We start from the raw sequence: 9,366 nt of genomic DNA on the forward strand, positions 1-9,366 counted from the left end.
ACAGCTACCTCCCCTCAAAACCGAAAATATAAGAATGGATTGTAATCCTCAAAGACCAAATAAGCTGACGACAAAACCAAGCTAATGATAGAAAATGCCAGAGCAGCTATCATGCCTACCGAATTCCATCGCGCTTTCATTTGCTCCAATACTTTCCCTGGCAGCGGTGTCGCGCACAAGGCCAACAGAACGAGCAATCCCCCATACGTCGTCAGGTCATAGAGCGCCTGGCGATCCACCCATTCGTGCGCCCCGAAACCAAACATCGCACCGATGAACATCCACGCGGAAGGCAAATGTTCGAATTCAAAAAAGACCCACCCGACAACGACAATCAGCAGCGTGTAGAGATGTCCTGCCCAGCTCGGCCAATGCTTCAGCCATTTCAGCAAAAACAGCTTCTCCAACACAACGAAACAGCCGAAATATAAGCCCCATACGATAAAGTTCCAGCTCGCCCCATGCCACAGACCGGTTAAGAACCATACGATCAAGAGGTTACGGAACTGCTTGCCCAAGCCCATTCGGTTGCCGCCGAGCGGAATATAGACATACTCCCGAAACCAGGAACCGAGGGAAATATGCCATCTGCGCCAAAATTCCGTAACGCTTCGTGAAATATACGGATACTTGAAGTTTTCTGGGAATTCGAAACCGAACATTTTTCCGAGTCCACGTGCCATATCCGAATACCCGCTGAAATCGAAATAGATTTGAAACGTAAACGCCAGGATGCCGAGCCATGCGGAAAGGACAGTCAAGTCCTCCATCGGCGTCGACTTCACGTTGGTCCATAGCAGTCCGATATTGTTGGCTAGTAGCACTTTTTTGGCCAATCCCCGGATGAACCATTCCACTCCTTCCCCGAACCGCTCCAGCGTTACTTTACGAGAGACCAGTTGCTCCGCGATATCTCCATATTTGACGATCGGACCTGCGACCAGTTGGGGGAACATCGTGACGTAAGTACCGAAAGCGACAATATTTCGTTGTGCCGGCACTTTTCCTAGGTATACATCCACTACATAGGACATCGTTTGGAACGTATAAAAGGAAATACCGACGGGTAGTGGCAGATCAGCCACCTGTATATGCAGACCGAATAGATCATTTACATTCGAAACAACAAACCCGGCATATTTGAAGAAACCGAGAATCGCCAGACTGCCACAGATGGAGCCGAACAACACTGCTCTGGCAATCGGCTTGCGGTGACTGTACTTGGCGATCACGAGCCCGTTGATATAATCAAATACCGTTGTAAAAATCATGATGATGATATATACCGGTTCGCCCCATGCATAAAAGACGAGGCTCGCTGCGAACAGAACAGCATTTCTCAGCTTATTTGGCGACACATAATAAATGAGCAGTACGGCGGGCAAAAATTGAAACAGGAAAATCAGACTGCTGAATACCAACGTTCGTTTCCTCCCGCGGCGTTATTTTGCGCTCTTCTTGCGATCCAGCTCATCTTTTACGTAATCGAGCAGAATCGGATAAAACTTGGCTTGGAAATGAATGCCGTCCGCATCGTACATTTCAGGATGATCGGCCACAATTGACGACACATCGATGTATCCGACTTGTACCTTACTTGCCAGCTCCTTCAGTCCCTTATTGTAGTCGCCGATATTTTGATAGCGGGGCTCCGCTTTTTCTGCCTCTGCCGTAACCGGGGTAACGGATAATATCGTGATCGACGCCTCTGGAAGCCTTTCTTTGATGCGATCGATCAATTGGGTGTAATGTGATAACGAATATTCCTTGGGATGGTCGGTCGGCCATAAAATATCGTCGGAACCCAACTGGATAAAAATATGCTCGGGTTTTCGCTTGACTAATTCGTCCACATCTTCCAGTGCGAATTCAGCCGTTTTCCCTGCACCTGCGAGCACGCTCTCCTCTTTCAGCACATCATGGTAAGACAATCCCTCCGTAATCGAATCTCCGAGAAAAACGCTTGTTTGATACTGTGATGCATATGAGGTTTGCTCCGGATTGGAGATCTCCCCGGCTTGCCTGGTAATCTCGGAAGCGGGTGGTTGTCCATTGGTGCCGCATGCCGCAACGGATAAGGCGACCATTGCGAACAGTGTTATACTCATCATTTTCCTTTGCACGTTCATCTTTCCCCTTTCTTCTTGAACAAGGTAAAGAGTAATCGTCAAAGATCAAGATCAGATGCAGATCGTGTGCAGATTGGATAGAAATGCAATAAAAAAAGTGCAGAACCGAGGTTCTACACTTTCTTTTTCTTCAATTCAAAATAGAACAAGACGCCTTCGTCCGTATTCATTGCCCCATAAAACGTTCCATGCAGTTCTAGTATCTGCTTGGAGATTGCCAGACCCAATCCGGTTCCTCCGGTCGAACGGTTGCGGGAATGCTCGCCGCGGTAGAAACGATCCCATATCTTCTCCAACTGCTCGGCCGGAATATGGACGCCTTTGTTTTCGATGCAAATCTTGACGGTATCCCCTTCTTCAATCGTCGAGATGACAATATCCTCGTGGTCAGGCGTATACCGTATGGCATTTGTCAGGAAATTCACGATCACCTGCTCGATTCGATGCTGATTGGCGATGACCTCGACTGGGGCTAAACAGTGGTGCAACTGCAACTGCTTGCTGGCAATGTCAGGTGCCAACTTTACGCAGATTTGCTCCAGTAGCACATCAATCCGGAACGAATCCATCTGCATTCTATACGTACCAGATTCATATTTTGCCAATTCCAGCATATCCGCAACCAGCAGGTTCATCTTCTTCACTTCATCTTCCATCGCAGCAAAATAGTAGTCTCGCTTCGGGCTGTCCGCCTTATCCTTCAAAATGTATAGGCAGCTTTCCATGATGCTGAGCGGAGTTTTCAGCTCATGGGACACGCCAGCAATAAATTCCTTGCGCGTTTGCTCTAGTCGCTTTTCTTTCTCAATATCCTGCTCCAGACGGACAATATGGGCATGCAGCATATCCGAAAGCCGATTAATATTCCGTGACAGGCTGCCGATCTCATCCTCTGTCTTGATCGGAATTTTTTCAGAGAAGTCCAGCTTGGCCATTTTTTGCGTCATGTCGTCCATGCGGAGCAAAGGAGCTGCTATTCTACGGGAGTAATAGAAGGAGGCGAGCAGAACGAGCAGCAAGGTACCCGCAATGATGTAGCCATAATAACTTCGCATAACCCCCGTTGCTTCGTTTACGGGCTGTAGCGATGTCATGGCGAACAGATAGACGGGATTCCCTGTTTGATCGGTCACGCGCTCTACGAATATTTTGTATTCCATATCGTTCACTTTGTATTCCGTTATGGTGCTTGTTTGCACCACTTCATCTCCATATAGAAGATCCGCTTGAAAAGCTTTCACTCGTTCAAGAAATAACCGGTTCGTATAGCGGGATACATCCGCGCCTTGCGGTGTCTGGACCTGTGTGATGGTTCCGCGCACCAAAACGCTGGGATAACGCTCATGGTATTCGGTGGGATTCTTGAATCGCGGGACGACCTCATACTCTTTTTTGACGAGTTGCTGATTCTCTAGTTGATCTTCCTCTCTGAGATTGGAGACACTCCTCCCGATCCGTTGCGGATAAAATTGATTATCGATCATGATCCCTTCCATGGCAATCTGTTTCCCCACTTTCACAAAGGTATCCAAGAAGGGGGTATCGGTGCTTACATCCTCCACATCCATGACCGTGTACAATGGAACGACAATTGACTTGCCAGAAAGAGCTGTGTTTTCGTCTGAGTTATCCAGACGGACCTCCATCTGGAAATCGTCCGTGTATTTCAGATGGCCTCTTTCATCCAATCGAGCAAACCAGGCACTCGTCTTTTGATAAAACTCCTGTTCCTTCCTGACTTCATCCTGGGAAGCCCCGGCATGAATCAACTCGTTTTGCCGATAGAATTGAAGGGCTTCCTTCACCTTCTCTACCTTTTGATGCACATAAAACTGCTCGAAAAATACGGTTTGTCCGATAAAAATGCTCCCGATCACAAACAGGCATAAACTCGTCGTGAGCAGAAACAGCTTGCGTACAATGCTTTTTCTCATGGCCGGTCCTCGAATTTATAACCGGAACGAACAACAGTGACGACATGCTTCGCATACTCTCCCAGCTTGGAACGCAAATTGCGAATATGGCTGCTGAGCGTACGATCCTCGCCGACAAAGTCGTAACCCCAGATTTTTGTAATGAGCTGTTCTCTGGTGAGGATGATGCCTTTGTTTTTCATCAAGTAGGCCAAAATTTCGAATTCCGTGTGCGTCAAGCTATAGTTTTTTCCCTCAATCGAAACGGTTCGGGACGGCAGGTGAATCGTGATCCCGCCGCCAGACAACATATCCGCGGGTTCGTGCATTTGCCGATTTTCCAGCAAGCGTTTGGAGCGTGCCAGCAGGATGGGAGGACTGCACGGTTTCACTACATAATCGTCCGCCCCGAGCTCGAACCCAAGCAACGTATCATCCTCATCCGAACGAGCTGTTAACATCAGAATCGGGACGTTGGAAACTTTGCGAATACGTCTGCATACTGACCACCCGTCCAATTCCGGCAGCATAACGTCCAGAATGATCAAATGCACTTCATGCTCCTGAAATAACGTCAGCGCCTGAGTTCCGTCCCCCGCTTCCAGTACTTCGTATCCTTCGTCCATCAAGTATTCTTTCATAATCTCTCGCAAAACCTGCTGGTCTTCCACAATCAGTATCGTTTTCGTCATGCTAATGACCTCTCGTCCTCTATCTCTCTGAAGATATTTTTTAGAATGTTATCATGACTTTGGAGTCGTCACAATATGGCAGGTCGTAGAGGACCCCATTTTCTAATCAGGCAAGTTTCCAGACCGTGCGAGCTATCGCCCATGCCGGACGCACAACAAAAGCCAAATCTTGTCATCTAGCAAGATTTGGCTCGTTTTTACTATCCATCTTATTTTTCAATTTTGTAATAGCGATCCCCGGTCTTCGGATTGAAGTATACACGACGCTTTTCCTGAGTTACCGGGTCGATCATCACTTCATTCGTCGACACAAATCCGGGCGGAACGATTTCTCCGTGGTCTGCGTGCAGTCGCTTGTCCTTGATTTTGGAAATGATTAGCAAAGTGATGAAAAGTAAGATCTGAAACACAATGTAATAAAGGACATAAATCATTCATTACACCTTTTCAACGACAACTGCTGTACCGTATGCGACAACTTCCCCCATATTTCCCATATTTCCAGAGTCATAACGACACATTACTACAGCGTTAGCTCCCATGGCAGTTGCGTTTTTAATCATGCGGTCAAGCGCCTGTTTGCGCGCGTCCTCCAAGAGCACTGTGTATTCCTTGATTTCTCCGCCAACTACTGAACGAAGACCTGCCATGATGTCTCCCCCAATTCCGCGTGCTCGAACGATCAAGCCGAAAGTCGTTCCTTTTACTTCAACGACACGATATCCTGGAATGTTTTCTGTTGTTACGACGATCATTTGCTTCTCCTACTTTCTGCTTTTATTTTTGAAGATCACATGTAGCACGATGTCAGCGCTAAAATGACTAATAATCGCAGCTTCTAAACCGTATCCCCAATATAGGGAGCCAAACAAGATGCCCAAGATACCGTTTAGCAACAACGTCCATACAGTGACCACATTGCCTTTTCCGTACGTCATGTAATTGGTTGGGAGATGGGATGCAGCGAAAACAATAGCAGCGATACAGATACCCAGCCAATAGGAAATTCCCATCCATCCAATCTTCTGTGCCAAAAATACGACAACAGTCATAACCCCTAGACGCATGAGTACTTCTTCGCAAACTCCTCCGTAAAAAGACGAGAGAAAGCCGAAAAATCGTGATGAAATCGGTTCTTTACCCATTATGGTGGTCATGTGTTGTTGAAAGAAAGAACGATCCACCCATTTTACCAAGAGACCAACGGCGATACCTGAACCAATAGAAACCGCCCAGAACGACCTGATGGAAAACGGCAGCCCTGCTCCGGACACCCAGTGATCGAGAATCCAGAGTCGAAGACCAGTAGAAGGCATGAGCCATAAGCCTATAGCAATCGCCACAGTCAGAAATACACAACTCTGAATGATCATAATCGCAACCATGACGGAAATAGGCGGGACTTTTTTATTAGGGTAGATGGCGGCTTGCAACTGTACATGTTGGCGAATCATGTTGGATTGAATAGGTATAGTGCATAAAGCGCAGAGTACACTAACCAACCAGATCAGCCAAAAATGTTCCATTTCTACGCCTCCTCTTTAGATTTCTGATCGTTCAAAAAAGTACCAGCCCTTAAAGCACAACACGATGTTGAGTGTAAAGACACCTGCGAGGCCCGGTAAACCTGTGATGACTGCTTGCGACAGAGTTGCGTTTTCTTGAATCATCATCGCCGCATTTGACAAACCACCTGGAGATACCATATCCAAAAATTTTCCGAGAAATTGTGGAATCGTGAAGATCACGATATTGAATACCAGCGAGGCTCCACCGGCAATGTGCCGAGAGAGCTAAATTTGCTAATCGCCGTTACGAGTACTTACCTCACTTTCTAATGGAATTGGAGAACCCATTTTAATAAGTCTTGAAAAACGGTCGTATTAAGTGAGTAGTAGATGTTTTGCCCTTTTCGTTCGTCGTAAACCATTTGTGCCTGTTTCAACAAACTGAGGTGATGGGAGATGCTGGGCTTTGTCATTTGAAAATGGTCGGCTATTTCTCCAGCCGTCATATCTTTCTCCCTCAACAGCTCAAGAATCTTTCTTCTGGTGGGATCAGAGAGTGCCTTAAATGCGTAATTCATTGACATAATCAATCGATCCTACTTTCATTCAGCACTTTTAGATATTTAGGAATTTATCTAAATCTTAGGTTGAGAAATACCTTGTGCCAGGCTCGTAAGACACCACTGGATCGTCCATCTATATATTGATTCTACCATAAATGAAAAATTCCTCCAATAATTTACACAAAGAACGTAATTCGTCAATGAAATCGAACATATGCAGCCGTCGCCTATTCTAAATGACTTGATTTGGGCTGAATATTTGCTTACAGGTACTTTCCGAAGTATGTATAATGTCGAGTGACATAAATATTTTCTTACAACGCGCAGTCAGTATCCTTGTTTGTATCACTCGACATATGAGCACAACTTATCAATTACGATTGGATACGTGAATATCTAAATGTATGCCAAATTTCATTATCATCCTTAATGGTTAGATAGATTTGCCCCGCTCCATAATCCGCCATGGCTACGTATACTTTTCCAGGAGTATACTCGCCTACATATTTCCCATAATAATCGCTATCAAACGTTAATCTTCTTCCTGATATTTCAAAGGTTACTGATGTCCCTGTCGCTGCAATACATTTGACATTTACTTTATCTACTGCTGCCTGTTGATAGGTTTGATCGTTTTGCGTTTGCATTGGGCTTTGCTGTCTAACAACTTCTAAATCCTTTTTTAATGCGTCATTCTTTTTCATACAGGCTGACAAGGCTTCTTGTACTTCCGCCAGACGTCGCTCTAATCTGGCAATGTGTCGCAGTAATTCATAATCGTTGTATGGTCTGCCTTCTCCCGCCGAAATTGGATAATAACCCTCATGTGGATACCACCCGTACATAAATTCCCTCCTCCATTGGCTTTGCTACACTTTACGTTATGAATTTTCCGCCTATTCGTTCGCCTATTTTACCAAAAATTGGTTTCGACTAGACCTTTTTGTGCTGATTTATCGCTTATCAAATTCCACTCCGTATTTATTGAAGATGGCCGTGTATTTATTCTCGAATATGGTCCATCGCTTTTCTGTTCCGTACTTTTCCTGCAAAGCCTTCCAATAATGTTTAGCCGCTACTACATCATTGGACTGTAAGAGCAAATGAAAGCTCTCTTCGCTCAGATGTAAAAATGGACCAGTGGTGTAATAATCAACAATAGATCTGGCGCTGGTCATCGTATCATAGAAATGAATAACCTCTTCTAAACCACTTAGCAGCGTTTTACTTACATCTTCCATATTCGTATCACGAGTGATTGAAAATCGATCTGGAACAGACTCAACGATTTCCCCAATTCTTGCTCTGAAGTGACACTCCGCTTCTTGAGGTGCTGTTAGAATCTCTCTCGATTGTATTTGTGCCAACTCCGCTGCATAAATTCCGCAATTCACATAAAACATTACATGATCCGCTGCATTGCCAGCAGATTTTTGAAAGTTGAACATGTAGATGAGGCTGTTTTCTGTTCTCTTAGTGAAATTCAAATTCTTCTTTGCGAAGCCGTGATTGGAAAGGAACGGCTTTACGTCCTGTTTAATCATATTGGTAAAGAGCTGCTGCAACCTGATCCCTCCTAGTCGTTTACGTTAGATTTTTATTTCAAATATGTGTCAAAAATCACGAGCGCTTACGCCAAGACCAATCGAGGTCGAGCAGGGCAACAACGACAGCTCCCGCCGTGTACCGTACAAGGTCCGCCGTCAAAAAGCCTTTTCCTAATACCAACGCCCCAAGAGTTGTCTCCCGTAGGTGATTGATCCAATCGGCCTGATACAATTGGCTAACCTCGATCGCAAAGCAGAACGCGAAGCTGCACCAGAAAGAAAAAGAAATCTTTTTATGAGCATAACAAGTGCGAAAACCATAGTAGATCATGCACGCCCATAATGCATCGCCAAAATGCTCCGCTACAAAGACAGGCAACACATCGGCGTATGCTCTGGACCCTAAGCCCAAAGCCATGACAACAAAAACGGCTACGAAATAGGCGACCCTGTCTCTCCATCGACACGCCGAGCGCTCGTTGCGTATGCGCATAGGTATCGTCCGGTAGTCCTTCCATTCGGCTTTGTGCATACACCATCAATCTTCCCTGTGTATAGTCTAAATCTAATCTATTTTTCACAGTCTATCACTTTATTTTTGAGTCTAAAACATTATTTTCAGTGAACAACTAGATTGAGACACTTTGCGTTGTAAAGCTAGGAATAGAGAAACATATAAAAACAGATCACTGAATAGTATCGATGCCTATCAAGTGATCTGTTTTATGATGTTGAGCTATTTCCGCCAAAAAGTTGAACAGCCTGGCTTCTCCAAAATATGAAATTCGATCATTTTCTCAAGTAATGAGAAATCAACCGGACTATCCAAATAGCACGAGGTTGCCAGTTATCAATACTCGCTCAATATTCTTCAAAAGATTCCTTTTTGCTCCCTTCTAAGATAATTATGTCATTCAGTCGAGTCCGTAAGCATTTACCGGCATCATAATTTATTCCTTCAGTATCAAAGAACTGTTCATATCAACACCCTTTGTCATGAGGCAATGCCTCCCG

At 45.2% G+C, this 9,366-nt stretch carries 12 protein-coding genes and 1 pseudogene; all 13 read right to left on the bottom strand.

Translation table 11 applies throughout. The features are described from left to right. Positions 1 to 14: 14 nt before the first annotated feature. Positions 15 to 1,421 (bottom strand): MBOAT family O-acyltransferase, encoded by a 1,407-nt coding sequence (locus HP568_RS03320; RefSeq protein ID WP_173628322.1) that lies wholly within the window; start codon positions 1,419 to 1,421, stop codon positions 15 to 17. A gap of 21 nt (positions 1,422 to 1,442) precedes the next feature. Then, complete coding sequence (locus tag HP568_RS03325; protein ID WP_173628323.1) at positions 1,443 to 2,129, bottom strand: GDSL-type esterase/lipase family protein; 687 nt, start codon at positions 2,127 to 2,129, stop codon at positions 1,443 to 1,445. Positions 2,130 to 2,242: 113 nt separating this feature from the next. Then, a complete protein-coding gene (locus HP568_RS03330) occupies positions 2,243 to 4,063 on the bottom strand; it encodes a sensor histidine kinase (protein WP_048033138.1) in 1,821 nt (606 codons plus the stop codon). Further along, on the bottom strand, positions 4,060 to 4,734 hold the full coding sequence (locus HP568_RS03335) for a response regulator transcription factor (RefSeq protein ID WP_173628324.1): 675 nt from the start codon (positions 4,732 to 4,734) through the stop codon (positions 4,060 to 4,062). The genes HP568_RS03330 and HP568_RS03335 overlap by 4 nt, the downstream gene beginning before the upstream one ends. 209 nt (positions 4,735 to 4,943) lie before the next feature. Further along, a complete protein-coding gene (locus tag HP568_RS03340; protein ID WP_235617483.1) occupies positions 4,944 to 5,144 on the bottom strand; it encodes a hypothetical protein in 201 nt (66 codons plus the stop codon). Positions 5,145 to 5,171: 27 nt separating this feature from the next. After that, positions 5,172 to 5,489: a heavy metal-binding domain-containing protein gene (locus tag HP568_RS03345; RefSeq protein ID WP_007729137.1), complete on the bottom strand. Its 318-nt coding sequence runs from the start codon at positions 5,487 to 5,489 to the stop codon at positions 5,172 to 5,174. A gap of 9 nt (positions 5,490 to 5,498) precedes the next feature. After that, a complete protein-coding gene (locus HP568_RS03350) occupies positions 5,499 to 6,260 on the bottom strand; it encodes a CPBP family glutamic-type intramembrane protease (protein WP_173628325.1) in 762 nt (253 codons plus the stop codon). A 15-nt stretch (positions 6,261 to 6,275) separates the two neighbouring features. Further along, entirely contained in the window at positions 6,276 to 6,482 is a 207-nt protein-coding gene (locus HP568_RS03355) for a hypothetical protein (RefSeq protein WP_254551016.1), read from the bottom strand. Positions 6,483 to 6,568: 86 nt separating this feature from the next. Continuing rightward, a complete protein-coding gene (locus HP568_RS03360) occupies positions 6,569 to 6,826 on the bottom strand; it encodes an autorepressor SdpR family transcription factor (RefSeq protein ID WP_305852939.1) in 258 nt (85 codons plus the stop codon). Between the two features lie 353 nt (positions 6,827 to 7,179). Further along, on the bottom strand, positions 7,180 to 7,650 hold the full coding sequence (locus HP568_RS03365; protein WP_048033143.1) for a hypothetical protein: 471 nt from the start codon (positions 7,648 to 7,650) through the stop codon (positions 7,180 to 7,182). Between the two features lie 108 nt (positions 7,651 to 7,758). After that, positions 7,759 to 8,370, bottom strand: coding sequence for a DUF4304 domain-containing protein (locus HP568_RS03370; RefSeq protein ID WP_254551017.1), 612 nt, complete (start codon positions 8,368 to 8,370; stop codon positions 7,759 to 7,761). A 55-nt stretch (positions 8,371 to 8,425) separates the two neighbouring features. Beyond that, positions 8,426 to 8,884, bottom strand: coding sequence for a ribosomal maturation YjgA family protein (locus HP568_RS03375; RefSeq protein ID WP_173628327.1), 459 nt, complete (start codon positions 8,882 to 8,884; stop codon positions 8,426 to 8,428). Between the two features lie 204 nt (positions 8,885 to 9,088). Then, a pseudogene (locus HP568_RS03380) lies at positions 9,089 to 9,178 on the bottom strand (iron chaperone); the annotation flags it as partial. Between the last annotated feature and the right edge of the window lie 188 nt (positions 9,179 to 9,366).

Origin of the sequence: Brevibacillus sp. MS2.2, from assembly GCF_013284345.1 — a bacterium.
Classification (GTDB): domain Bacteria; phylum Bacillota; class Bacilli; order Brevibacillales; family Brevibacillaceae; genus Brevibacillus; species Brevibacillus brevis_C.